We start from the raw sequence: 22534 nt of genomic DNA, 5'->3' as shown, positions 1-22534 counted from the left end.
AAAGCCTCTAGCTTTAGGACATGTTAGAGGCTCGCTTATGGTGCTTCGGAAGCAGCTGTAGCGCGCTATTTTTCGCCATCCCCTGGACATTGTCCTTCGCGCAGGGGATTCGCCCGACGACGCTCAAACCACCTGTTGAGGAGATGCTGATTTCGAGCTCTCCTCCTATCGCCAGCATGCGCGAGCGCATGCTGGCGATCCCTTGGCCTTCATTGAGATTCAGCGGGTGCCTGTTGCTGCAGCCGCTGTCCACCACAGCGAACGAAATCCCATCCCGTTCTTGGCGCAATGTAACTTTCGCCGTTGCCCCTGCTCCTGCATGTTTAGCTGCGTTCTGTAGGGCTTCGACACAGCAGAAGTAAATTGCTCGTTCGGCGAGCGGGCTTTCGCGTCTCGGTGCTTGAAAGTCCGTGACTACTGGCAAGCCCGCATTATTGGCGGCCTCTCCCAAGGCTGCTGCCAGTCCTCGCTCAGCCAGTAGTGGCGGAGTAAGGCCATGTGCCAGCGTACGCAGTTCGGTGATGGCGGCATCAATGTCCGTTGCCATTTCCACTAGCAGTGCATCCGCTCGGCTCGGATCGCTATCGACCAGGCGTCTGGTCACGCTGATCTTCATACGCAGCGCGAGTAAGCGTTGCTGTGCACCATCGTGTAGGTCTTGTTCAAGCCGGCGGCGCTCCTCTTCCGCGACAGTTTCAGAATGGGCATGGGCACCGGCCAAGGCAGATTCGAATTGCCAATTGACGATGGCGTTATGGATCGAGCTAACAACTGCCTCCAGCAACATCGGCTCTTCCAACAAGGCGCGGTTATGAATCAGGATTGCGCTAGGTTGGTCATTGAGGTCATGCAGTACGCGTACGGCTTGCTCCTTGGCACTTGGTTCGGGTAACGGCACGACTTGTTGGGATGAGTTAATCCAGCGCCCAGTGTTTGGCTCCCAAATACCTAGCTCCAGTGATGGGTCATCCAGAGCATTCGCCATCATGGTTTTCAGGCCTTGCAGGTTCGGCCGGCGCCTTAATCCGGTCACTAACCGATGTAGCGCTTGGGCGGTGTAGAGCCGGCTGCGCAGCAAGCCCAAGGCAATAGCTAACGGAACGGCCCAGAAGGTAAAGGTAAGCAACAACAAGCCAGTCCCGGTTGTCAGGAAAAACGCCATGCATAGCGTGCGGGCGACAGAGGCGAGTAGTACGGGGGCGAGCGAGCGACGCATCAGTGTGGAGGCCTGTCGCAGTCGCTGTAGCAAGTACAGGCTGGTCGCGATCAGGATGCCTGTGTTGACGATGCGAAAGGCATTCAGCAGGAGGTTGGACCAGGTAGGGTGGTCGGCAATAAACAGTAAATTGTCCTGGCACACGTCAGTGCAGGAGGGCAGTGGGCCGAAGCGCGGCACGTGCGGAGTCAGCATCACGCTGGGTAGCCATAGCAAGGCAATAGCAGCGATAGCTGCGCCAATCAGCATACCCTCACGTCGGTCGGTGATGCGCCCAGTCGGGAAGGTCAGCACCACCCACACCAGCAGCGCTTCAGCACAGGGGCGAACGGTTCTGCCAATCGTATAGAGCAGATCATTGGTCGAATAAATTAGGGGATGAAGCGCGTAAGCTACAGCGAGCATTCCGAGCAATATCCAGAGCGGGCGTTGTGGGTAGCGGGCGCGCACGGTCATCGCCACGCCGGAAACCAACATCACGCCAACGCCGGCCATCAAGGCGTCGATTATTCGTGTCGAGCCCGCGCCTGTCGCCATGATCCCGGTAACTATGGTTACCGTGCCTCCACCGAGGATAGCGAGCCAGGGTTTTAGGCTTTTCATTGGCCGTTACGTGATAAATAAAGCAGCGTCGCTTGTACCCGGCGGCTGATGCTTTCGTCGTTGGCCAAGCCAAGGCGGCCGAAAATCTCGCTTATATGTTTTTCCACCGCCCGCTGGGTTACTCCCCTGTCGCGCGCAATGGCAAGGTTGCTCTTACCTGTCGCAAGGTCGGCCATGATTTCCCGCTGGCGTGGTGTTAGCTCTTCTAAGGGGGAGCGCTGGTGCTTGCGCGACAGCAGGGATTCAATTAGTTGCGTATCAATTCGACACTCACCAGTTGCAACCGCATGAATGGTAGACACCAGATGATCGAGGTCGTGAATACGATCCTTTAACAGGTATCCACGCCCAGATGCCCCTTTCTCCAGTAGCTCGGTTGCATACTGTGAGCTGCCATGTTGGCTCAGCACGATTACGCCTATATCCGGATGGCTCTGGCGCAGATGTTCTGCTACTCGCATGCCCTCATCCGTTTGCGTAGGCGGCATGCGGATGTCTGTCATGACAACCTGTGGTGGATTTGCTTCTACCGCTGCAAGCAGCGCGGTTGGGTCAGCATAAAGCCCGACTACACGAACTCTTGGAGACTGGGCAAGAATCTGCGACAAGCCCTCGCGAATAAGGTAGCTATCGTCGGCAATTGCCACGCTGATAGGAGGTGCCGAAAAAGTGACATTGTCAGAACTGTGCATCGCGTTCATGAAGTTAAACGACCAGTATTATTGTAGGTATTTGGTTGATCCTATCAGATGCCTGAAGATGCTCTATGAAAAGCATAATGTCTGCTTTTTTCCCGCATCTTCCTGTCACGGCCGGCAGAGAGCGGCCAGAAGCGGAACTTGCTGAAAGCGCCTTAACTACGTCAAATTGACCAGACGCCATCAATGATGAACGCTAAGCAGCGCCAGCAAGATCCCGACGCTAAGTCAAATGCTAGAGCCGGAATAGCAATTGGATCTCAACCTATCTGCGGTGATTTCAAAGTGCCACCCTTCGTGATAAAAGCGATTGGACCACTACGCGATCCCAAGGAAGGCATATGGCACTTAGATTCCCCAACCACCCTTACTACATTCCGATCATTAAGTGGCAGTCCTGGGAGCAGAGAGCTCTGCTTCAGACTCGGGGAGACGTTAAGCCCTACGTTCGCCCCTGCATCGAGGTCCGTCACTCGAATCAACACAGCAGCCTGGTAGGGAATTTCCAAACAGCTTGGGGAGCCCCTGCATTGGTAGATTATGCGAATCCCGAAGGGCGGCTCGTTGGCATTCGTCCTTTAGAATTTGAGGCGTTCCTTCAGATCGCAAAAGCTAACGGCTTTCCAACTCTTCCAGTTATCAATCCGTTAGATGCCCCTCTGCTACGCCCTGCGCTACTTGGTCTAGTGCAATCCTTCCCTGAGATTTTCCTACGCTTACGTATCAGTGGATTAACAGTTAATGCTGAGCACTACACCCAGACGATGATGGCCGCACAGGTACTATCAAGGCCTGGCAACCGTATTCATCTTATGGTCGATCTAGGTGTTACTCCCGCTTGGGAAGCCGCAGAGGTACCCGCCTTTACAGGCATGATGGCGGCGTTCAAGAACGCAGGGTTTTCCCAAATTCATGTGGCATCAGGTGCGTTCCCCGAGAGTCTTGCGGCCGTAAAAACGGTAGCTAACTTGCCACGCCGAGACTGGTCTCTATGGGCCGCGCTGAATACCAACGCTCCCGGACTGCTTCTCGGATATTCAGACTATGGGACGATATCTCCGCGCTGGACTGAGGAGACACTAACTCGCCGCGGCGGCCGTGTTGCCATTCGCTATGCAAGGAACCTTGACTGGTTGGTGTTGCGAGCTGACGGAAGCAAGTCAGAGCATTCAGTTGCTATCTCGACTTTGATGGTGACCGTGCATGCAGCCTCCTTCAAAGGCCGAGAGTATTCCTATGGGGACGAATTAATTGCAGATCGAGCGAATCCGGCAATCAAAAAGAAGAATGCAGGCCTCTTCCACTTCACTGAAGGTTGGTGTCATCACCTTGCGACGGTGATTAAGGAACAGTACTAGGCCGGGCAGGCTGAAAATTGAGGTGTAGCTTCCTCGACCCGTTTGAGGAGGTAGTCCCGAACATTGTTCTTGAGCTCGGGAAGTGTGAGCAGCTCTGCGATATATGCCTGAATGAGATATAGGCTCTTGCTCTTCCAGCCTCGAACCTTACCCATTTCGGTCAAGAGGTGAAGCGCCTCGTCTCGCTTGAGTAGGGAGGCAAGCACCTCAGGTTCGTGGCGCTTATTAGGTCTTGCGGCCCGAACATGCTTAAACCCCGCCTCAGGCACCTCAGGGACAAGGATGATCCCCCACCACGGCGGCAACAAGGGAAGCGCGTTTTTCAGATGGCATTCCGCAGTCACTAACGTGATGCGATCAAAAACTCGAGCGTAACGGGATCCTTGACCGATAAGGCGCTTCAAGGAGTCGGCCTCACTCTTAATCTCATAGCAATGCATATCGTAGATGTGGACAAGGTCTGCACGAACCTCACCGCCACTAAGCTGTAGCTCCTCCAGGAACAAGCCAGGGTGGATACCCAACGAGGTATCCAAGTAGTGAGTGAGTGCTCGTTTGATCTCCGCTTCGCGCATTATCCAATTCTCGATGGCCGCCGGCGTCCTGCCGGACAGCTAGTCAGTTTATCTCATACGGCGATGGGTGGCTTGGGTAATGCCACCGACCACCAAAACCATGCATTTATGCTATTTTATACTTTATGAAATGCATGAAAAGCAAAACCAAAATCGTCGCAGAGCTCCTCGCTTTCTTTGCGTCCCACGGACAAAGGACGAGCACCTCAATAGCGAATGCCTCTGGATTAGGCCAGCCACAGATTCACCGCAACCTTTTTGGCAAGCCGAAGCGGGTTACAAAGACTCACCGGGAATTATGCATTTATGCAAAAATCTCGCTAGAGCTGGAATTGCCTGACCCTCGGACTTCAGATGTCTTGATGGATAGTTTGGCAAACGTGTGGGATGGCAGTGAGGAGCACGCTCGTCGCCTTGCTGAACTGCTCTTTGCCCACCGAAGGGCCTGCATGTGAAAATGATGCTGGAATCTAATGTTATGGGAGGGTGCTATGCATGACGCAACGACTCCAATAACAGTGAAGTCCGCCTTCGAAAGTCTTAAGGCTGCAGGATATCCGCGCCCTTATGTTGAGAGACTATTGCCCGATTGGTGGGATCACAGCCTCTTCAAGACCAGCGCTGGAGCCTTCCAATTTGCACTGTTGCTTAAGCAACGCTTGGGCTTGGTTGTAAATTTTGCCCAAGACGGCAGTCTTGCAATCGACGCGGCTACGCCCAACGCTCGATTCAAGCGAAGAAGAGGTACAGAGGAAGGGGCGCTAAACATAGCGGCCAGCCTTGGCATGGCGTTGGCTCGACTTTCAATTTTCAGTGCCGGAGCCCCATACAGCCCCTTACCCCCTGACCCGAATTATATCGGGCACCTAGTTCGCCAGATCTCGGGTACGAATAGCGTAGGTTTTGAAGGGCTTCTGGCGCTTTGCTGGGCTCAGGGCATTCCTGTGTTGTTTCTCAAGGATTTGCCCAAAACGTCGAAGCGGATGACAGGTATGGCCGTTAGCGTTCAAGGCAGACCCGCAATTGTTTTAGGATTTAATAGCCCCCAGCACGCTCGACAGTTGTTCGTCCTAGCACATGAACTCGCTCATATCGTATGCGGCCACGTCGGTGAAAATGGTGTTCTCATAGACGAGGACATTGCCGAAGTCACCGATGCCTTGGCCGGGAGTGACGCCACCAGGAAGGATGCGGAGGAGAAAGAGGCTGACTCTTTCGCTCTCGCACTTTTGAGGAACGGGCATACAAACGTGCTTAAAGCTATCGGACGACCAGACTCCGCAGCAGTACTAGCCTCGAATGCTGTCATAGCTGGAGAACAACTTGGAGTCGACCCCGGCCACCTAATTCTTTCCTACGCCAGAGAGAATGACGATTGGGCCCGAGCAAATCAGGCCTTGGGTTATATCGCAGACCCCAGAGGGGCGATCGAGGTGCTTAATCAGTGGTTCATGCAAAGTACCGATCTCGGAGCTCTTAGCGACGAGAATCGGGAGCACGTGCTAGCTATCCAAGGCTTCGGGTCAGTCACACGTGTACCTACTTGATAGCGACGCAGCCAAGTCCCTTTGTCAGTACTTGCTTCTAGACGAGCTTGCGCTCGCTCTTGAGTGCCCGCTCAGCGACTTCGCGATACTTCCACAGCTTCGTTTTCAGCTCAGGCTTAACAAACCCGACGCCGCCCTAAAGAAATTGGGATCACAAGACGCTGTTGTGACGGCTCAGCGGCTCGTCGAGGCTGCGACAGAGGTCCAAGTAGTCACCGACTCGGCTAATACGATCCTCGAGCTAAATCGGCCGGATATCGACAGCGGAGAAGCGATCTTGTTTGCGGCCGTAAGCCAAGACGAAGACGACGCCCTCATCACCGGCGATAAACGAGCCCTTATCGCCCTCTCTGAGATATCAGAAGTACCCATCGTAGATAGCCTCTGGGAAAAGATCATTACCCTTGAGGAAGCAATTTATTTGATTGTGCAGCGTTCGGGTTTCGACCTGGTTTCGCAAAGGATTCGGGCGAGACCCGACGTGAACGTGGCCCTCAGCGTAATTTTTGGTAGAGCTAACCCAAACAAAATCGGAGAGGTCCTCGAAGGACTCAACAGCTATATGAATCACCTTCAGTCGATCTCGCAGGGTAAATACCTGCTCCCGTACTGAAAGCCCCCAATTCCCTGGACGCTTTAGAGCGCACCCGGCTGGCCGACAGCTGCCGGTCATGAAGGGCAGAAATCGGCCAATAGCGGTCGCTCACCAAGGGCTGTTTCCGACCCAGGCTGGGTGAAAACGCATGCGTCGTTTTGAAGTCTGCGTTGCTACGTAAAATCTGCCAGCGTTTGGTTGGTCAGCCAGACCTGAACTTTGCGTAGGAACGCGATTTTGATTGCGATTCTGACTGCCAAACTCGCTCTAAAACGTTTTCACACAGCCTGGACCCCAAGCGGACGTTAACTGTTTGTCGACTGTACATGGATCGCTAAGCTTCGCGCAGGTGCGCATGGCAGCGCCACTTTCCGGGCGGACTGTTAGTCCAGCGACTGAATGCCCGCGAAAAACTGGCCGCCTCGGCGTAGCCTAGACGTTGGGCGATGCTGGTAAGGTCCAGACGCGAGTCGCTCAGCAGGCGCTCGGCCAAACGCTGCTTGATTTGCTCGTTGAGCTGTTGGAACGAGTGACCTTCACTCGCCAAACGGCGCAACAAGGTGCGCTCGGAAAGGCCCAGGCGCTGGGCCACCATCCGGCTGCTGAGCAGCGTGGCCGAGTCGCGGATCAACACCTGTTGCACCAAACGCGCGGTGGGCGCCTTGACCAGGCTGTGGGAGATCTCGGTACATAGCCGCTCACACAGTTGCTCGCCCTCACTGTGGGCACTGATGTGCGCCTGCGGCAGGGTGAAGGTCAGGTCGGCATTGGAAAACAGGATGCCGTTGCGCCCGGCCTCGAACTGCACCGGATAGGCAAATTCCCCCTGCAACGCGGCGAGATCCGCAGGTGCGCTGCTGGTCATCTCGATAGCCAGGGGGGCAAGGGGGCGCTGCAGTAACTCGCACGCCACGCCCAGGCACGCGGAGAGTCCGCGCTCGATAACAAAGGCGCGAGCATCCTGCGGCAGTACGCTGGCATCGAACAGTAACCAGCTACCGCGTCGCTCCACTTCGATTCGCGCCGGGCACAGCGTCAGCGCTAACAGTTGAAAACGGCTGAAGGTGGCAAACGCCTCTCCCAGCGTGCGACTGGCGAGCATGGTGAAACCGAGCAAGCCCAGTGACGTCAGGTGATAGCGCTGCCCGGCAGCGAATCCCAGGCCCGGTCGGCCGGCGTGTTCGAGCAAGTTGCGGATTACCGCCAGCTCTTGCCAGGCCTCGATCTGCGCGTTGCGCTGCTGCAGTGTTTCGCTGGAGATGGCGCTGCCTATCAGGCAGCTCGCGGCCTCCACCCCTTCGGCCTGGGCGGTTTCTAGCAGGTAACGTACGCCCGTCAGGGCACGGTTTTGGCGCCAGTCCACCGGGCAACCCTCCATTCAAAATAGTCTTGGCGGTAATTATCATTTTTTGGCTGTAATAATCATGGCTAGCCTAGCAGCCGCCACGCATTCTGTAAGCACTCCAACAACAAAAGAGTGCGAGCCATGAGCGAGTTCATCTACACCCTGCCTAGCCATAACCGTGCTGCCAGTTACAGTCACATTCGTGTAACCCCGACCACCGGCGCCATCGGTGCGGACGTCGAAAATCTTGATCTGACGCGTCTGAGCGACGAGGGCTTTGCCGAGTTGCGCCAGGCGCTGCTCGCCCACAAGGTGATCTTCATCCGCGACCAGGCCCTGAGCGTTGCTGACCTGGAGCGGGTTACCCAGCACCTCGGTGAGTTTGGCCGCGAACCCTATGTGACCTGCATGGCCGATCATCCGCACGTGGTACACGTGGTCAAGGAAGCCTCCGAAAAAGCACCCTTCGTATTCGGTGGTGCTTGGCATACCGACTGGACCTTTCAGGAGCGCCCGCCAGCATTCACCCTGCTCTATGGGCACGACATTCCTCCCTATGGCGGCGATACCTGCTACGCCAATCTGGCCCTGGCGTATGAGTGGCTATCGCCTGGGATGCAAGCGCTGCTGGAAAACCTCGACGCGGTGCACAGCCCGGAAATGGCCTATGGCGTTAACGCCAAGCACAACGCGCTGCTGGAAAACATGGCGATCAACTACGGTAGCGATACCTCGGCTGACGAGCGCAGCCACCCGTTGGTAACCCGCCACCCGGAAACCGGGAAAAAGGTGTTGTTCATCAACCCGGCCTACACCACAGGCATCAAAGGCCTGCGTACGGAAGAGTCGCGTCCACTGCTTGACTACCTGTTCAAACTGGCCACCTCGGAAGCCTTCACTTGCCGTATGCGCTGGCGTCAGGGAACCCTGGCGATCTGGGATAACCGCAGCACCTGGCATATGCCAGTGGCCGACTACCACGGCATGCGGCGCGAAATGTTCCGCACCACCGTGATCGGCGAAGTACCCAGCCGATGAGTGCGCCGGTGGCAATTACCGAACCGCGCCTGCTCGGCGCGGCCCACTGCCTGGCAACGGCACGGCTCGAGCGGCATCCCGTGCCACGGGTTAGCGAAACTTTCGCCCTGGCCAACCTGGATGAAGCCTATGCCGTGCAAGCCGCTGGCATGCAGCAGGCGTTGGCTCAAGGCCGCCGTCTTTGCGGGGCCAAGGCTGGGCTGACCTCGGCGGCCCTGCGTGCAGCGCTCAAGGTCGACGAGCCGGTGTATGGGCGGCTGTTCGCGGACACGGCGTGCCTCTCAGGTGAAGCCATCGCCTGGGAGCGCCTGCTGCAACCGAAAGTCGAGATCGAGCTGGCATTGGTGCTCGGCCACGATCTGCCGGCTGGCGAGATCAGCCATGAGCAGTTTCTGGCCTGTATTGCGGGTGCGGTGCCGGCACTGGAAATCAACGACTCGGCCATCATCGGCTGGCAGTTGACCTTGATGGATGCGGTCGCTGACAACATTTCATCCGGGCTTTATGTGTTGGGTGATCAGCCCGTGCCGCTGGCGCAACTGCCTACGCCAAACCTGCTGATCAGCCTGCATAAAAATGCCCAGCCGGTGCTGCTCGACACCAGCGTAGCGCTGCATGACTGCCTCGCCACCGGCCTTTGGCTGGTGCGCAAGCTGGCCCGGCGCGGCCAGCCATTACGTGCCGGAGATGTGCTGTTGACCGGAGCGCTGGCGCCGATGCTCGACGTCGGTCCTGGCGATCACGTGCGCATGGTGATGGGCGAGCACGGCGCAGTGGAGTGCTCATTCGCAGGCACCACAGCCTAGAGAACCACGCATCGGGCACAACGGCCCATTAGAAGCGGCGCTGATTGAAATCCGCCATAAAAAGTACAAGAAGCGAGAGCCATCAGAATGCAGTACGAAGAGTTTGATTACGTCATTGTCGGTGCCGGTTCGGCAGGCTGTGTATTGGCCAGTCGCCTGAGCGAAGACCCCAGTGTGTCTGTCTGTTTGCTGGAATCCGGCGGGCCGGATAAGAGCGTGTTGATTCACGCCCCGGCCGGCTTCGTTGGCATGGTGGCAACCTCTTACAACAACTGGGCATTCGACACCGTCCCGCAGCAGCACATGGACAACCGCAAGCGTTACCAGCCGCGTGGCAAGACGCTGGGTGGTTCTAGCTCCATCAACGCCATGCTCTATGTGCGCGGTAACCGCTGGGACTACGACCATTGGGCCAGCCTGGGCAATCCTGGTTGGTCGTATGAGGATGTGTTGCCGTACTTCAAACGTGCGGAAAACAACGAGACCCACGGCGCCAGCGAATACCACGGCGCGGGTGGCCCGCTGAACGTTGCCGAACTGCGCACGCCAAGTGAGCTGAGCAAGGCGTTTATCGATGCCGCAGTGCTCAATGGCATACCGACCACCCGCGACTACAACGGCGTCGATCAATTCGGTTCGTTCATGTACCAGGTAACGCAGAAAAATGGCGAGCGCTGCAGTGCAGCCAAGGCTTATCTGACGCCTAACCTGTCGCGCCCCAATCTATGTGTGAAGACCCATGCGCTGTCGGCCAAGATCATCATGCAAGGCAAGCGCGCCTGTGGCATTGCCTATTACCAGGGCAGTGAAGCTAAGGAAGTCCGGGCGCGTCGTGAAGTCATCCTCAGTGCAGGCACCTTTGGTTCGCCGCAGCTGCTCCTGCTCTCGGGTATAGGCCCGGCCAAGGACTTGCAGGCGGTGGGCATACCCGTGGTACACGACCTGCCTGGCGTCGGCGAAAACCTGCAAGATCACATCGATCACGTGCAGAGCTACATCAGTGCCAGCGACAGCCAGACCTTCGGATTGTCCTTGAATGGCGCTATAAAAATGGCCAAGGGGGTGTTCGAATGGCGCAAGCAGCGTACCGGCATGATCACTAGTTCGATCGCCGAAGCCGGGGCTTTTGTACGCTCCTCAACCGAGGTGCAAGCACCTGACTTGCAACTGGTTTTTGTGGTGGCGCTGGTTGATGATCACGGTCGCAAAATGCACACCAGGCACGGCTTTTCCTGCCATGTTGAAGTGCTGCGCCCCTACAGCCGTGGCACGGTCAAACTGGCCAGCGCCGACCCGCGAGTGCCACCGAAGATCGACCCCAATTTTCTTGCCGATCCACGCGACCTCGAGCTGTTGGTCAAGGGTGTGCAGTTGCAGATGGACATTCTGCAAAGCAGCCCGCTGCAACCGTGGCGCGGCAAGATGCTCTATCCCGTCCAGCGCGATGACACGGCAGGCATTATTGCCGATATCCGGGCGCGGGCCGACACCCAGTACCACCCGACCAGTACCTGCAAGATGGGGCCGGCCTCTGATGCGTTGGCCGTGGTCGATGCGCAATTGCGTGTACACGGGCTTGAGGGGTTGCGGGTGGTGGACGCCTCGATCATGCCGACAGTGACTGGCGGCAACACCAATGCACCGACCATCATGATTGCCGAGAAAGCCGCCGATATGATTCGTCAGGCGCAGTAGCTGGTGAGCAACTGCACAGACTTGAGTCGAGGGGCCACCCTACTGCCTCTCGGCGTTTCACCTCTGCGTCGGCGGCGCGGAGTTGGTCAGGTTCCTACGTTAAATCTGCGCTAGTTCGGCCATTCCAAGAGCTAGAATTTTCGTAGAGGCGTGATTTCTGCGTCGATTTCGACGACTGCGTCTGCTCAAAAGTATTTTTACACAGCCTCGGCCGAAACCGACGACCACGACGGGCAGCTATTGGCCGAAGGCGGACTTACGCGGACGGCAACTGCCGGCCAAAAACTGACCTATTTCGTCTTGTTCAGGTTCTAGGATTTCATCAGGTAAATAGCAGCCAAGTGTCCCGGGTAGAACGGTAATCCCCCCTAATGCAAAAGCTCTACGATCGGCTAGGTTTGCCAAAAGCTCATTACCGGATGCATCAGGCGGTGCTGGCCGGACTTCCGGTTACGCTGGCTGCGGATCTGGCTCATGAATTGGGGCTGCCCCGAACACAGGTTGCAAGGTGGGTGGGAACCTCGTTTCGACACGCGGTGATGTCTGTACGGGCAGGCGAGGTGTTTTGTCGTCTCGTCGAGACCTTGGACGTACTCTTGGTACTCCATGAGGGTGATCTCGATGGCGCGCTCCGCTGGCTGACCTCGCCGGTTCTGACGCTAGCCTCCGATCGGCCGATTGATCTGCTTGCTACTGAGCCTGGTCGCAGGGCCGTACTGCAAGTGATTCACGCGCTCGATCACGGCTTGCCGGTATAGGCAGCCGACCTCTCTAGCACGAGCTTTATAGGCGTTTATAGTCAATTATAGAATCCTCGATTCACGTCGCTCACTTTAGGCCGGTAGACGTCGGTCATCCAAAGCTATGCGCATCCATTTCGGCATTCTGCTGCTGTGCAGCTTCATGAGATCTTCATGGCTTAGGGCATTCTTGATCACGCGCAAACAATCCTGAGTAGCGCCGTCCTTTCCTAAATAAAAAAGTGCACTGATAGCCGATCCCACTGCCGTCCCAGCATGCTGCATAACCATTGGTGGCGCATGCATCAGCCGGACTTCGCCCTTTCCGATGACTACGGATCGGCTAGCTCCGTTGGTGTAAAAGGTCTGAACTAGTGGAACCTGTGTGCTCAAGCCAAATCTTCTGACGGCTTCAGCGCCGTGGATTTGTAATGAAAGGCGCTTTTCTCTTGCAATAAGGCTAATCAATTGCCAGGGATTCGCGTGCGCTTTGGCCAAGTAGCGACCAGCCTTCGGCCGCATATAAATTCCGCGATAAACGCGTTCCAGTTCTCCGCGCTTGATCAACCGCGCGATGGCTTTGGATACGGCGTTTTTCGTTCCTACCCCCTTGAAACTCCTAATGCTAAAAGGTTGCCCCTTGGGTAGGCGCATAACCCGCCGAGTTATGCGGGCTGATACCGAGCCACTATGGTCAACGCTAAGCAATTAATTGTTCCAGATGTCATCGTTGGGGCTGATTGGTTGAATAGGCCTGGTATCGATGCCCACCTCTGTTCATGATGACAATCTCCCTTTGGGGCTGGCAGAGCGGATTACCGCTGCTAATAGTTACTGATGCCAGCCGAAACGAACACTGCCTGTGGCCTGCAGTCAGCATTAGAATCGAGTGACTGCTTACCTACAAAAGACGATTTTTGAAGCCGAGATTCAGGAGCTAGTGCCATGCACGCAAAATCCACCCCCCGTGCATTTACGCTTGGCGATGGCAGTCTGATTCTGCGCACTGCGCTTAAAATCTTAGAGCAATGGAAGGCTACTACTCAGCAGGTTTGCAGCATCCTTCGTATCACACGCAGTCGCGTTTGCCGTATTCGGCAGGGCAAGGCCGTTCGCGTCGACCGTGATCAACTGGAGCGAGCCAGCATTGTATTGAACTGCCATGCCAGCCTGCGGCTCACCTTCGAAAACCCTGAGAATGTCTACGGCTTTGTGAACATGGGAAACTACAACGACTTCTTTAATGGTCGTAAACCGCTGGAAATCATGGCGCAGGGCGACCTTCTGTCCATTTTCGAGACGTACAAGCGGATCGACGCGCTTTCTGGGAGTAACCTCAGCTACTCACGCAGTCGGGGCGTGGTCTGATTCAGATACCAAGCTGTATTGGTAGCTGTACGCCTCACTGCTACCAGAAATCGACCGCCTAACCGTTCTGCTTCGCAGGAGATCTGGTCCAATGTCAAAAATGCAGGAACTGTATGCTTCGAGAGCGGCACGTCTCGACAATGTTATGGCATCAGCACAGCTGTCAGGACTTGCACCATCTCCATATCTTGCTGGCCTGCTGTGTCAGTATCGTGCGGGTATCTTGTCCTCAGCGCAGCTAATTGAAAGCCTTAAAGCGCATTACCAGCGGAGCGAATGATCTGCTCCTGACTCAGGAGATGTTGCCCTTCCTGCCTGCTATTGAGCGCCTCGATTATCCTGGCCATTGACGCAGTCACGCTTGGGAATGGAATCCCGCCATTGCGGTTTAGTGTTATCTCCAATCTTCAATGGCAAGGCTCAGCCAGTCGAGAGCAGTGCAATACCTGCCATCAACTTCACTCCAAATAGTTTCCCCGACTGATTATGCCGAAATCATCCAAGGTGAAGGGGGCGTCATCCTCAAACATTCGACTAACCATACGCTCCCGGCGTAGCAAGCCAAGCAAACGGAAAAAGCAAGGCTCACAAAGATGGACTCTATAGTGTTCGCCGTCATGCTGAGCTCCATAGCCCCATCGCGCCTCCAGCGTTCCGTATTGCAGTCCATATCCAGGAATGCGTGTTCCTGTGCTGCACACATCGCAGATGATGTCTTCAACCACATCCACCAATGCCGAAGTCCTGATCTCCACAAGCATCTCCCGGCTACCGTCGTTAAAGGCTACAAGCTAACCCTGTATTGCTCAGGTCCATCCCCAATGCCTTAGAAACATGCCAGCAGCTGCTGCCTGTAATGCTGGGAAAAAGTGATCTGATAGCCTGGTTCAGACGCAAAGCCATTCAGTGATACAACGCTCGCGACGCCGGTTTTAGCTCTACCCCTCACCTGATTCTCACCGCACAGAAAATGCTCATCTGCGTTGCGGGCGGATTCATGCCCCCCAGCATTAAGGTCCGAACATGGAGCAGGCGCTTTTACAGTGCTAAGCACTGCCAAGTCATCTGGCAGATCATCAGCAATCCGCTCCGCAAAACTCTGCAATGCCTCTTCCGCCAGCATGAATAGCCATGCCTGATCATCCAACACGCCTGTGCGTCGAAGCACTCGCCCCAGCACTTGCCGGTAGTACAACTCAGTACGGATGCGACTGAGGTAGCAGCACACCTGTAACCTTGGAATATCGGTCCCTTCGCTGATCATTCCTACAGCAACGATCCAGCGGCCAACACTCTGCCGGAAACTATCGATCACCTGCTGTGCATCCGGGGTTTTGCTTGTGACGATGCGGCAATCTTCACCCTTTGCGCTGAGAGCGTAAGCAATTTGAAATGCATGCTCGATATCTGTAGCAACGACCAAGCCCGCAGCGTCAGGCTTGGTCTGGCGGAGCTCATTGAGCTTGTTACATCCAAGGTCGAGTAGCTGATTGATCAAATCGTCATGGCGCAATAGCTCCTCGTAGGTAACAGGTGAGTCACCCAAGAGTTTCGCAATGCTGGGGAACAACCTAACGCTACTTTCAGCGCCAAGATCTTCAGTGATTTTCACCTTCTGATTGTCGATCAGAACTATGCGGGGAGACCGGCATACGTCGTCAGCAATAGCATCTCTCAGGCTGTATCGGTAATCGCAGATCAACCGCCCTTCAGGGGAAGAGTAGCGGGCGAGCGCAATAGCCCTCTCGTCTGACCGCCAAGGCGTCCCCGATAGCGCAAGCGTGAAGGCTGCGCGGTCCTGTATTCGATGCAGTATCTGCTGTCCCCAGGCATTGCTGAGCAGCGGATCATGGCCGGCGCAATGGTGGATCTCATCGAAGACCACGAACACCCGGTAGTCATCAAGAAGCTGCCAGAAGCACTCATCACGGTGTTCCATGGACTGATAGGTATAGGCCGCGCCCACGGCACCTATCTGGCCATCGAGACGCCTGCCTAGCACAGCCGCAAAGGTCGAACGAAAACCCTCCACGACCTGGCAGGATGGCGCAAAGCACAGCACCAAATCGATTCTGTCCTGCTCAAGCAGTCGGCTGGTCAGCTCTGCGGCCATGCGAGTCTTGCCAGCCCCTGGCGTTGCCTGGCAGAAGAAGTGCGGTGTAACGGTGAAGTGCTCTAACGCCTTGGTGATACAGCTGTTCTGCCAGCTACGAAGCGACCTGCTCATCGTGGAGCTGCGAGCGTTTTGAGGGTCTTTTCGAGGGCGCGCAGATGCCCCAAGAGGCGAGAACTGCGATCCCTGGCTTCCAGGTAATCGCCTTCAACCTTTTCCCGTAAATGCGGCATCTCGTCCAGAAGCAGTTTGAATCGCTCCGCCTCGCCCATTGAAGTGAGAAAGTCCAAGCGGATTTCCTTGTGGAGCGCCTCCAACTGCAAATCTGTATTTGCTGACGACTTAAGCCGTAATGCTTCCACGTCGCGCGCTGCTGTCTCTGGCTCGGGCACTCCGGTAGCCATCAAGCTGTTCTCAAAACCGTTATCGATCAGCTCCAGTTGCAGATGTACCGGAATCGGCTGCAGGTGGTAGACCTGTCCTCGAACACGACGATCTTTATCCAGCACAACCCAGCCTGCGCGCATTAATCGGCGGATCTGCTCATACACATAGCGGCGCACATCGGCGATACGGAAATGTGTGCCACTCAAGCGAGCGGCATAGGCATCGCGCAGTTCGCGGGTGGTAAACGATGTACGCCCAGGCTCCTGCAGCAACTCATACAGACGCCTGTCGAAGATAAACGAGGCCGATTTCATTGAGGCACCAGAAGAAATAGCGCGAAAATGAGGATTATAATCCGTGGCCTGTGCGTCCGCAAACACACGATAGTTCCGCCTCAAGTTGAATTGAGACGGTCATGGATAAGTTGGCGATAGCGTTAGGGGAACGCATCCGCGCGCAAAGGAACGCCTGCCGGATTTCTCAGGATGCACTGGCGCTAGCGTGCGATATCGACCGAAGCTACATAGGGCGCATTGAGCGTGGTGAAGTCAACATCACCGTCGAAAAGCTTTACCGCATCGCAGGCAAACTCGCCTGCGACCCTTCAAGCCTTCTGCCAAAGCCGTCTGAAATCTAACCAGAGCAAGTAAAACCAGCGCTCAAGAAGGTCAGACAGCAGCGTCGCTGTCACCATGCCCCAAACCTCCAGCCGCCGTCAGCATCTTCAAAATCACCAACGCAAACGCCCGGCTCTTGGTCTCATTATCCAGCACTTCCAGCGACAGCTTCTCGTGGTCGGTCAGCGCGATCCAATACTCGTTTGGGGAACAGGCCGTGCATAACCTGCTCGACCGAGTGGTTGTTCACCTGGGCCATCACATCCTCCTGACGGCTGATGCGATTGGCGATACCAGTGAGAAACTGCAACTGGCCCCCATCACTCACCTCAGCGTCAAAGATATCGTTCAGCGCCTCGATGACTTCAGATAGGTGTGGCGCTTACTGCTCTCTACTTCATCGGTAAAGAAGGGCTGTCCGCTAATGTGGTTCCCAAGATTGTTAGTGCGCAGATCGGCGAAGAGCTTATGAAGCTACGGGCCTGTAAGATCCGGGAGTGGATGCGTTCGGCATTGCGCTTTGCTGCCAAGGAGATTGAGTAGTGCGCAATAGCACCTACCCGACTCCTCCTACTGGCAGCCACCAAAGCCTGAGGCGATGCGTGGCTAGCTTTTTTGACAAGTAAATGTGATTTACTGCGCATTTAGCAAAACGTGGAATTCGTCGAAGATGACCAGGCCGACGCCCTCCAGCGCCGGGTCGTCCTGCAGGCGGCGGGCGAGGATGCCCTCGGTCACTACCTCGATGCGCGTGCGCGGGCCGACCTTCGACTCCAGGCGGATGCGATAGCCCACGGTTTCGCCGACCTTCTCGCCCAGCTCGGCGGCCAGCCTTTCGGCAGCCGCGCGGGCGGCCAGGCGGCGGGGTTCGAGCATGAGGATGGTCTGCCCGGCGAGCCAGGGCTCGCCCAGCAGCGCCAGGGGTACGCGGGTGGTCTTGCCGGCGCCGGGCGGCGCTTCGAGCACCGCTTCATGGCGCCACGCGAGGGCTTCGCGCAGCGCGGGCAGGACGGCATCGATGGGTAGCGGATTCATGGTGGCTCCAACGCGGGGTGGCGATTATAGCGGCGAACTGCCAGCCCTTTCGTGTGGTCTCAACACTGCCGTGCGTTTTGCAATGAACGCCTTGGTATAGTGACGCCATTTTCCCGCCTGGAGCCGCATATGCGCATGTCTTCCCGTTTGATCGGTGGCGCCGTCGCCGCCGCCCTGCTAACCCAGCTGACCGCTTGCGGCACGCTGTTCTTCCCTGACCGCCGCGGCCAGATCGAAGGCAAGATCGACCCCGTGGTGGCCGCGCTCAACGCCGTCGGCATCCTCTTCTACGTGATCCCCGGCCTGATCGCCTTCGGCATCGACTTCGCCACCGGCGCCATCTACCTGCCGGACAACGAGACCGCCCAGGTCGACCCGTCGCTGCTCAAGGACGCCATCGACGCCGACGGCAAGGTCGACAACGCCCGCCTGAAGGCGATCATCGAGCGTGAAACCGGCCGCAACCTGCCGCTGGACGACCCGCGCCTGATCCAGCACAGCGGCAGTGCCGAACAACTGGCCGCCTACGGCCTGAAGCCTGCTGCCTGATGAGCGCGCTCGCCAGCCATTTCGACCGGCTCCTGGCCTACCACGGCTGGGCCTACCGGCAATTGCTGGCGAGCCTCGCGTCGCTCGACGAGACCCGCTACCGGGCCGATCGCGGCCTCTACTTCGGTTCCATCCACGGCACCCTGAACCACCTGGCGGTGGTGGATCGCATCTGGTTCTCGCGGGTCCTGCACCTGCCCCGCCCCTTCGAGAAGCTGGACGCCGAGGCGGCCCCCGACCGTGCCGCCCTGGCCGCAGTGCTGGCCGAGGGTATCGGCCTGTGGCGCGCCTGGCTGGCCGGGCAGGACGACAACGCCCTGGCCGCGCCGCTGGAGTACCAGAACATGCGCGGCGACGCCTTCCGCCGCCCCCATGGCGAGATCCTCACCCACCTGGTGAACCATGGCACCCACCACCGGGGCCAGGTGACCGCGGCGATGACCGCGATGGGGCTGGAAAGCCCGGCACTGGACTTCATCTACTACCAGCCGAGCCGCCCATGAGCACTTCCGAGCAGCATGCGCGCCTGCTGCGGCTGGCCACCAATGCATCGCTGTCCGTCGCCCTCACGCTGGTGCTGGCCAAGGCCGTCGCCTGGTGGCTGAGCGGCTCGGTCAGCCTGCTGGCGGGGCTCACCGACTCGCTGCTGGACAGCGCCGCGTCCCTGCTCAACCTGCTGGCGGTGCGCTTCGCGCTGAAGCCGGCGGACGATGACCATCGCTTCGGCCACGGCAAGGCGGAGTCCCTCGCCGGGCTGGCGCAAGCCATGTTCATCGGCGCCAGTGCCGTGCTGGTGGGGGTGCAGGCCGTCGAGCACCTGCGCCAGCCGCACCCCCTGGGTGCCCAGGGGCTGGGGATCGCGGTGATGGTCCTGTCGCTGGTGCTGACCCTGGCCCTGCTGGCGCTGCAGAACCATGTGGTGAAGATCACCCACTCCACGGCGGTGCGCGCCGATTCGCTGCACTACCGCTCCGACCTGTTGCTCAACGGCAGCATCCTCGTGGCCCTGGCGCTGGCCAGCCAGGGTTGGGAACGCGTGGACGGCTTCTTCGGCCTGGGCATCGCCCTCTACATACTCTGGAGCGCCGTCAGCATCGCCCGCGAATCCGTGGCGGTGCTGATGGACCAGGAAGTGTCGCCGCAGGTGGGCGAGCACATGCACCAGCTCGCCTGCGCCGTGCCCGGGGTGCTGGGTGTCCACGACCTGCGCACGCGCATCTCCGGCAGCCACTGGTACGTGCAGTTGCACCTGGAGCTGCCCGGCGAGCTGCCGCTGTCCCAGGCCCACGCCCTCTGCGTGCGTGTGGAACAGGCGATCATCGAGGCCTACCCACGGGCCGAGGTGCTGGTCCACGCCGACCCCATCGAGGTCGTGCAGGCTGCGCGCCACTGAGGCTCCTTTTCCTCCTCATCGGTTGGCTTCGCGAAATAGAGCAATTGCTCTAGAATCGCCGCGCGCCATCCCACAACAACAATTCGAGGAGCCTTTCCATGTCGCAATCCCCCACCGCCATCGCCCTGCTCGGGCTCGTCGCCTGGAGCCTGCTGCTGGTCTTCCTGCTGGTGAACCAGCGCGGCCTGCTGGTCATGGCCGGGCGCATGAAGGTCAACGCCTTCGCCCCCGACGGCAGCAACACGCCCGGGGCTCTCGGCCAGCGCCTGGTACGCGCCCATGCCAACTGCCTGGAGAACCTGCCGATGCAGGCGGCGGTGCTGCTGTTCGCCCTGGCCACCGCGCAGACCGCGATCACCGACCCGCTGGCCCTGGTGCTGCTGGGTGCGCGCATCTTCCAGAGCCTGGTGCACCTGATCAGTACCAGCGCACTGTTCGTCTGGCTGCGCTTCGCCGGCTTCTTCGTGCAGCTGGCGGTGCTGGCCTGGTGGCTGCTGCGCCTGGCCAATCTGGCCTGAGACCTCTCACCAACGCCCCGTAGGGGCATCACAATTTCTTTCGGGCAATAAAAAAGGGGGGCCCCAATTTCGGGCCCCCCTTCGGGGAATCTGTCCGGTGCCGGCAATCGTATCGCCGCTTTCATCGCCTGCCTGATTGGGCAGCGCGGACCCGGGGGCCTGCTCGAACCGGTGGGTTCGGCGGCGCCGACGCACCTGATTGGGCGGGTCGGTTGGACATGCTGTCCGGGCCGTGAAACTGGAAACAATCTTAAGTCGACAGGCGCGACAGATGATTGCAAAGATTGCTCTTCAGAATGCCACTTGCGCAATTTTTCACTAATCAAGCATCATTCCTGGCAATACACACGGAATCCAGGTGCAAAGATGGAAAGACTCGACCGCTACGACCTGAAGATCCTCGCCGAACTGCAACGCGATGCGCGCATCTCCAACCAGGAGCTGGCCGAGCGCATCGGCCTGTCGCCTTCGCCCTGCTCGCGGCGGGTGAAGCAGCTGGAGGACGACGGCTACATCGTGCGCCAGGTGGCGCTGCTCGACCGCAAGAAGCTGGGGCTGAGCCTGACCGCCTATGTGCTGATCGGCATGGATCGCCACACCCCCGAGCGCTTCGAACATTTCCAGTCGGTGATCGGCCAGTGCCCGGAGGTGCTGGAGTGCTGCCTGGTCACCGGCATGGAGGCGGACTACCAGCTCAAGGTGGTGGTGCCGGACATGGACCACTACCAGCAGTTCCTGCTGGGCCAGCTGACCCGCATCGAAGGCGTCACCAGCGTGCGTTCGAGCTTCGTGCTCAATCAGGTGCTGAGCACCACGGAGCTGCCGCTGACCCATCTGCGCGGCTAATACGGAGGTGGTAGTGGCGAGGCCCTGGGCGCGGCGTATAATCGCCGCACCTTTGCTGTGCCCCGCGTGGTTTCGCCAATAAAGAGCCTCAGGCTCGCAGAACAACAACCGCAGCCCCCGCCCTCACGGCATCACTGCCCGGCGCTCTCTCGCGCCAGGCCTGATTCGTTTCGCTGCTAGAGGTTGAGAATGAGCCCCGAGAAATTCGAAGAGTGGATGATGACCGCAATGATCGCCGGCCTCGTGCTGTTCATGGCGTTCATCGTCTGGGACCTCGCGAAGAAGTCCAAGGCCGGCCGCTTCGGCACCTTCATCCTGTTTCTCGCCCTGGGTCTCGGTGTACTCGGCTTCGTCATCAAGTCCCTGGTGATCGGCGGCCTCGAAGGCATGTAAAAACCTCACCCGCGCCTCCCGTGCCGGCAAGGTCGCCTGCGCGGGCGGCTTCGTTTTTCCTGCCTGGAGACAACATGAACGCCACCGATCGCGTCATGCAGAGCTATGGACGCTGCTGTGCCAATCCCGATTTCTTCGATGCCTTCTACCGGCGCTTCCTCGACAGCTCGCCGCAGATCCGCGCCAAGTTCACCGAGACCGACATGCCGGCGCAGAAGGCGCTGCTGCGCCAGGGCATCCTCAACCTGGTGATGTTCGCGCGCGGCATGCCCGATACCAAGCTGCGTGCGCTCGGCGCCACGCACTCCCGCGAGGGCTTCGACATCCGCCCCGAGATGTACGACCTGTGGGTGGAGTCGCTGCTGCTGACCATCGCCGAGCACGACAAGGAACACAGCACCGAGGTGCGCAGCGCCTGGCGCGAGGTGCTGAACAAGGGCATCGAAGTGATCAAGTCCTTCTACTGACCCACCTCGCCGGCGCTCAGTCCAGACGCGCCGGCACTTCCTTCCATTGCCCGAGCCCCAGCCCATCCAGGGCGAAGGGGCCGATGCGCACGCGTACCAGGCGCAGGGTCGGCAAGCCGACGGCGGCCGTCATGCGCCGCACCTGGCGGTTGCGCCCCTCGCGGATCACCAGCTCCAGCCAGGCGGTGGGCACGCTCTTGCGAAAGCGCACCGGCGGGTCGCGCTCCCACAGTTGCGGAGCCTCCAGCAGGCGCGCCTCGGCCGGCAGGGTCGGGCCGTCGTTGAGCTCGACGCCGTCCCGCAGGCGCTGCAGCTGTTCTTCGCTCGGCTCCCCTTCCACCTGCACCCAGTAGGTCTTGGCCAGCTTGTGCCGGGGGTCGGCGATGCGCGCCTGCAGGCGGCCGTCGTTGGTCAGCAGCAGCAGGCCCTCGCTGTCGCGGTCCAGGCGCCCGGCGGGGTAGATGCCGGGGATGTCGATGAAATCCTTGAGGGTGGCGCGCCCTTCCCCGTCGCTGAACTGGGTGAGCACATCGAACGGCTTGTTGAACAGCACCAGGCGCGGCTCGGCCGGCGGCGCCTTGGCCACACGGCGTGGAGCGGCGGGCTGGGGACGGCGGGCGGGAGGACGTGCA

25 protein-coding genes and 2 pseudogenes are annotated in these 22534 nt (G+C 58.5%); 16 read left to right on the top strand and 11 right to left on the bottom strand.

Annotated features, from left to right (window positions below; genetic code table 11):
• Positions 1 to 13: 13 nt before the first annotated feature.
• Together HSX14_RS05140 and HSX14_RS05135 are read right to left on the bottom strand one after the other, a co-directional pair.
• On the bottom strand, positions 14 to 1819 hold the full coding sequence (locus tag HSX14_RS05140; protein WP_173178512.1) for a sensor histidine kinase: 1806 nt from the start codon (positions 1817 to 1819) through the stop codon (positions 14 to 16).
• A complete protein-coding gene (locus HSX14_RS05135) occupies positions 1816 to 2520 on the bottom strand; it encodes a response regulator transcription factor (protein WP_196644563.1) in 705 nt (234 codons plus the stop codon). The genes HSX14_RS05140 and HSX14_RS05135 overlap by 4 nt, the downstream gene beginning before the upstream one ends.
• A 338-nt stretch (positions 2521 to 2858) precedes the next feature.
• On the opposite strand from HSX14_RS05135, the gene HSX14_RS05130 reads away from it, so the two are divergent.
• Complete coding sequence (locus HSX14_RS05130) at positions 2859 to 3875, top strand: beta family protein (protein WP_071542629.1); 1017 nt, start codon at positions 2859 to 2861, stop codon at positions 3873 to 3875.
• Here HSX14_RS05130 and HSX14_RS05125 read toward each other — a convergent pair.
• A complete protein-coding gene (locus HSX14_RS05125) occupies positions 3872 to 4450 on the bottom strand; it encodes a sce7726 family protein (RefSeq protein ID WP_024014379.1) in 579 nt (192 codons plus the stop codon). The genes HSX14_RS05130 and HSX14_RS05125 overlap by 4 nt on opposite strands.
• Positions 4451 to 4941: 491 nt before the next feature.
• Between HSX14_RS05125 and HSX14_RS05120 the strand changes: the two genes are divergently transcribed.
• Entirely contained in the window at positions 4942 to 5997 is a 1056-nt protein-coding gene (locus HSX14_RS05120; protein ID WP_160328544.1) for an ImmA/IrrE family metallo-endopeptidase, read from the top strand.
• Entirely contained in the window at positions 5984 to 6610 is a 627-nt protein-coding gene (locus tag HSX14_RS05115; RefSeq protein ID WP_024014382.1) for a hypothetical protein, read from the top strand. Before HSX14_RS05120 ends, HSX14_RS05115 begins: the two co-directional genes overlap by 14 nt.
• A 316-nt stretch (positions 6611 to 6926) precedes the next feature.
• Here HSX14_RS05115 and HSX14_RS05110 read toward each other — a convergent pair whose 3' ends face one another.
• The gene (locus tag HSX14_RS05110; protein WP_011544400.1) at positions 6927 to 7955 is read right to left on the bottom strand and encodes an AraC family transcriptional regulator; all 1029 of its coding nucleotides are present in this window, start codon (positions 7953 to 7955) and stop codon (positions 6927 to 6929) included.
• 123 nt (positions 7956 to 8078) lie between these two features.
• On the opposite strand from HSX14_RS05110, the gene HSX14_RS05105 reads away from it, so the two are divergent.
• From HSX14_RS05105 to HSX14_RS05090, 4 genes are all read left to right on the top strand, one after another.
• Positions 8079 to 8975, top strand: a complete 897-nt coding sequence (locus tag HSX14_RS05105; protein ID WP_011544399.1) for a TauD/TfdA dioxygenase family protein — start codon at positions 8079 to 8081, stop codon at positions 8973 to 8975.
• Positions 8976 to 8983: 8 nt separating this feature from the next.
• Positions 8984 to 9781, top strand: a complete 798-nt coding sequence (locus HSX14_RS05100) for a 2-keto-4-pentenoate hydratase (protein ID WP_199148737.1) — start codon at positions 8984 to 8986, stop codon at positions 9779 to 9781.
• Between the two features lie 87 nt (positions 9782 to 9868).
• Positions 9869 to 11476, top strand: a complete 1608-nt coding sequence (locus HSX14_RS05095) for a GMC family oxidoreductase (RefSeq protein ID WP_011544397.1) — start codon at positions 9869 to 9871, stop codon at positions 11474 to 11476.
• A gap of 371 nt (positions 11477 to 11847) precedes the next feature.
• Positions 11848 to 12234: an antitoxin Xre/MbcA/ParS toxin-binding domain-containing protein gene (locus HSX14_RS05090; RefSeq protein ID WP_173178511.1), complete on the top strand. Its 387-nt coding sequence runs from the start codon at positions 11848 to 11850 to the stop codon at positions 12232 to 12234.
• Positions 12235 to 12309: 75 nt separating this feature from the next.
• On the opposite strand, the gene HSX14_RS05085 is transcribed toward HSX14_RS05090, so the two are convergent.
• A complete protein-coding gene (locus tag HSX14_RS05085) occupies positions 12310 to 12870 on the bottom strand; it encodes a DUF6088 family protein (RefSeq protein WP_173178510.1) in 561 nt (186 codons plus the stop codon).
• 291 nt (positions 12871 to 13161) lie between these two features.
• Between HSX14_RS05085 and HSX14_RS05080 the strand changes: the two genes are divergently transcribed.
• Positions 13162 to 13584 carry a hypothetical protein gene (locus HSX14_RS05080; protein WP_173178509.1) on the top strand — a complete coding sequence of 141 codons (423 nt, stop codon included), beginning with the start codon at positions 13162 to 13164 and terminating at the stop codon, positions 13582 to 13584.
• Between the two features lie 458 nt (positions 13585 to 14042).
• On the opposite strand, the gene HSX14_RS05075 is transcribed toward HSX14_RS05080, so the two are convergent.
• The 3 genes from HSX14_RS05075 to HSX14_RS05065 form a co-directional block, all read right to left on the bottom strand.
• Positions 14043 to 14339 (bottom strand): hypothetical protein, encoded by a 297-nt coding sequence (locus tag HSX14_RS05075; protein WP_173178519.1) that lies wholly within the window; start codon positions 14337 to 14339, stop codon positions 14043 to 14045.
• A 71-nt stretch (positions 14340 to 14410) separates the two neighbouring features.
• On the bottom strand, positions 14411 to 15811 hold the full coding sequence (locus HSX14_RS05070) for a DEAD/DEAH box helicase (RefSeq protein ID WP_173178508.1): 1401 nt from the start codon (positions 15809 to 15811) through the stop codon (positions 14411 to 14413).
• Positions 15808 to 16398: a hypothetical protein gene (locus HSX14_RS05065; protein WP_173178518.1), complete on the bottom strand. Its 591-nt coding sequence runs from the start codon at positions 16396 to 16398 to the stop codon at positions 15808 to 15810. Before HSX14_RS05065 ends, HSX14_RS05070 begins: the two co-directional genes overlap by 4 nt.
• 101 nt (positions 16399 to 16499) lie before the next feature.
• Here HSX14_RS05065 and HSX14_RS05060 point away from each other — a divergent pair, with 101 nt between their 5' ends.
• Positions 16500 to 16721 carry a helix-turn-helix domain-containing protein gene (locus tag HSX14_RS05060; RefSeq protein ID WP_173178507.1) on the top strand — a complete coding sequence of 74 codons (222 nt, stop codon included), beginning with the start codon at positions 16500 to 16502 and terminating at the stop codon, positions 16719 to 16721.
• A 31-nt stretch (positions 16722 to 16752) separates the two neighbouring features.
• On the opposite strand, the pseudogene HSX14_RS31120 reads toward HSX14_RS05060, so the two are convergent.
• Positions 16753 to 17074 (bottom strand): annotated as a pseudogene (locus HSX14_RS31120) (type I restriction endonuclease subunit R); the annotation flags it as partial.
• A 281-nt stretch (positions 17075 to 17355) separates the two neighbouring features.
• A pseudogene (locus HSX14_RS05050) lies at positions 17356 to 17736 on the bottom strand (DEAD/DEAH box helicase); the annotation flags it as partial.
• Between the two features lie 129 nt (positions 17737 to 17865).
• Between HSX14_RS05050 and HSX14_RS05045 the strand changes: the two are divergent.
• The 7 genes from HSX14_RS05045 to HSX14_RS05015 all read left to right on the top strand — a co-directional run bounded on the left by HSX14_RS05045 (position 17866) and on the right by HSX14_RS05015 (position 21902).
• A complete protein-coding gene (locus HSX14_RS05045; protein WP_173178504.1) occupies positions 17866 to 18285 on the top strand; it encodes a polyribonucleotide nucleotidyltransferase in 420 nt (139 codons plus the stop codon).
• Entirely contained in the window at positions 18285 to 18788 is a 504-nt protein-coding gene (locus HSX14_RS05040) for a DinB family protein (protein WP_228723542.1), read from the top strand. The genes HSX14_RS05045 and HSX14_RS05040 overlap by 1 nt, the downstream gene beginning before the upstream one ends.
• The gene (locus HSX14_RS05035) at positions 18785 to 19678 is read left to right on the top strand and encodes a cation diffusion facilitator family transporter (RefSeq protein ID WP_173178503.1); all 894 of its coding nucleotides are present in this window, start codon (positions 18785 to 18787) and stop codon (positions 19676 to 19678) included. The genes HSX14_RS05040 and HSX14_RS05035 overlap by 4 nt, the downstream gene beginning before the upstream one ends.
• A gap of 98 nt (positions 19679 to 19776) precedes the next feature.
• On the top strand, positions 19777 to 20196 hold the full coding sequence (locus HSX14_RS05030) for an MAPEG family protein (protein WP_173178502.1): 420 nt from the start codon (positions 19777 to 19779) through the stop codon (positions 20194 to 20196).
• Positions 20197 to 20562: 366 nt separating this feature from the next.
• On the top strand, positions 20563 to 21042 hold the full coding sequence (locus HSX14_RS05025) for an Lrp/AsnC family transcriptional regulator (RefSeq protein ID WP_111261483.1): 480 nt from the start codon (positions 20563 to 20565) through the stop codon (positions 21040 to 21042).
• A 189-nt stretch (positions 21043 to 21231) separates the two neighbouring features.
• Positions 21232 to 21435: a DUF2788 domain-containing protein gene (locus HSX14_RS05020; protein WP_021221994.1), complete on the top strand. Its 204-nt coding sequence runs from the start codon at positions 21232 to 21234 to the stop codon at positions 21433 to 21435.
• 74 nt (positions 21436 to 21509) lie between these two features.
• Entirely contained in the window at positions 21510 to 21902 is a 393-nt protein-coding gene (locus HSX14_RS05015) for a globin (protein ID WP_173178501.1), read from the top strand.
• Between the two features lie 16 nt (positions 21903 to 21918).
• Here HSX14_RS05015 and HSX14_RS05010 read toward each other — a convergent pair whose 3' ends face one another.
• Entirely contained in the window at positions 21919 to 22488 is a 570-nt protein-coding gene (locus HSX14_RS05010) for a pseudouridine synthase (protein WP_173178516.1), read from the bottom strand.
• Positions 22489 to 22534 lie beyond the last annotated feature (46 nt).

Source organism: Pseudomonas tohonis, assembly GCF_012767755.2.
Classification (GTDB): domain Bacteria; phylum Pseudomonadota; class Gammaproteobacteria; order Pseudomonadales; family Pseudomonadaceae; genus Metapseudomonas; species Metapseudomonas tohonis.
Note: the sequence above shows the minus strand (reverse complement) of the source record. Positions and strands in the feature narration are given on the sequence as shown.

Bases quoted from the DNA above. Each gene is read 5' to 3' on its own strand.
- HSX14_RS05140 (WP_173178512.1), bottom strand. From the start codon at position 1,819: ATGAAAAGCCTAAAACCCTGGCTCGCTATCCTCGGTGGAGGCACGGTA.
- HSX14_RS05135 (WP_196644563.1), bottom strand. From the start codon at position 2,520: ATGAACGCGATGCACAGTTCTGACAATGTCACTTTTTCGGCACCTCCT.
- HSX14_RS05130 (WP_071542629.1), top strand. From the start codon at position 2,859: ATGGCACTTAGATTCCCCAACCACCCTTACTACATTCCGATCATTAAG.
- HSX14_RS05125 (WP_024014379.1), bottom strand. From the start codon at position 4,450: ATGCGCGAAGCGGAGATCAAACGAGCACTCACTCACTACTTGGATACC.
- HSX14_RS05120 (WP_160328544.1), top strand. From the start codon at position 4,942: ATGCATGACGCAACGACTCCAATAACAGTGAAGTCCGCCTTCGAAAGT.
- HSX14_RS05105 (WP_011544399.1), top strand. From the start codon at position 8,079: ATGAGCGAGTTCATCTACACCCTGCCTAGCCATAACCGTGCTGCCAGT.
- HSX14_RS05095 (WP_011544397.1), top strand. From the start codon at position 9,869: ATGCAGTACGAAGAGTTTGATTACGTCATTGTCGGTGCCGGTTCGGCA.
- HSX14_RS05090 (WP_173178511.1), top strand. From the start codon at position 11,848: ATGCAAAAGCTCTACGATCGGCTAGGTTTGCCAAAAGCTCATTACCGG.
- HSX14_RS05085 (WP_173178510.1), bottom strand. From the start codon at position 12,870: ATGCGCCTACCCAAGGGGCAACCTTTTAGCATTAGGAGTTTCAAGGGG.
- HSX14_RS05080 (WP_173178509.1), top strand. From the start codon at position 13,162: ATGCACGCAAAATCCACCCCCCGTGCATTTACGCTTGGCGATGGCAGT.
- HSX14_RS05070 (WP_173178508.1), bottom strand. From the start codon at position 15,811: ATGAGCAGGTCGCTTCGTAGCTGGCAGAACAGCTGTATCACCAAGGCG.
- HSX14_RS05065 (WP_173178518.1), bottom strand. From the start codon at position 16,398: ATGAAATCGGCCTCGTTTATCTTCGACAGGCGTCTGTATGAGTTGCTG.
- HSX14_RS05060 (WP_173178507.1), top strand. From the start codon at position 16,500: ATGGATAAGTTGGCGATAGCGTTAGGGGAACGCATCCGCGCGCAAAGG.
- HSX14_RS05045 (WP_173178504.1), top strand. From the start codon at position 17,866: ATGCGCATGTCTTCCCGTTTGATCGGTGGCGCCGTCGCCGCCGCCCTG.
- HSX14_RS05040 (WP_228723542.1), top strand. From the start codon at position 18,285: ATGAGCGCGCTCGCCAGCCATTTCGACCGGCTCCTGGCCTACCACGGC.
- HSX14_RS05035 (WP_173178503.1), top strand. From the start codon at position 18,785: ATGAGCACTTCCGAGCAGCATGCGCGCCTGCTGCGGCTGGCCACCAAT.
- HSX14_RS05030 (WP_173178502.1), top strand. From the start codon at position 19,777: ATGTCGCAATCCCCCACCGCCATCGCCCTGCTCGGGCTCGTCGCCTGG.
- HSX14_RS05025 (WP_111261483.1), top strand. From the start codon at position 20,563: ATGGAAAGACTCGACCGCTACGACCTGAAGATCCTCGCCGAACTGCAA.
- HSX14_RS05020 (WP_021221994.1), top strand. From the start codon at position 21,232: ATGAGCCCCGAGAAATTCGAAGAGTGGATGATGACCGCAATGATCGCC.
- HSX14_RS05015 (WP_173178501.1), top strand. From the start codon at position 21,510: ATGAACGCCACCGATCGCGTCATGCAGAGCTATGGACGCTGCTGTGCC.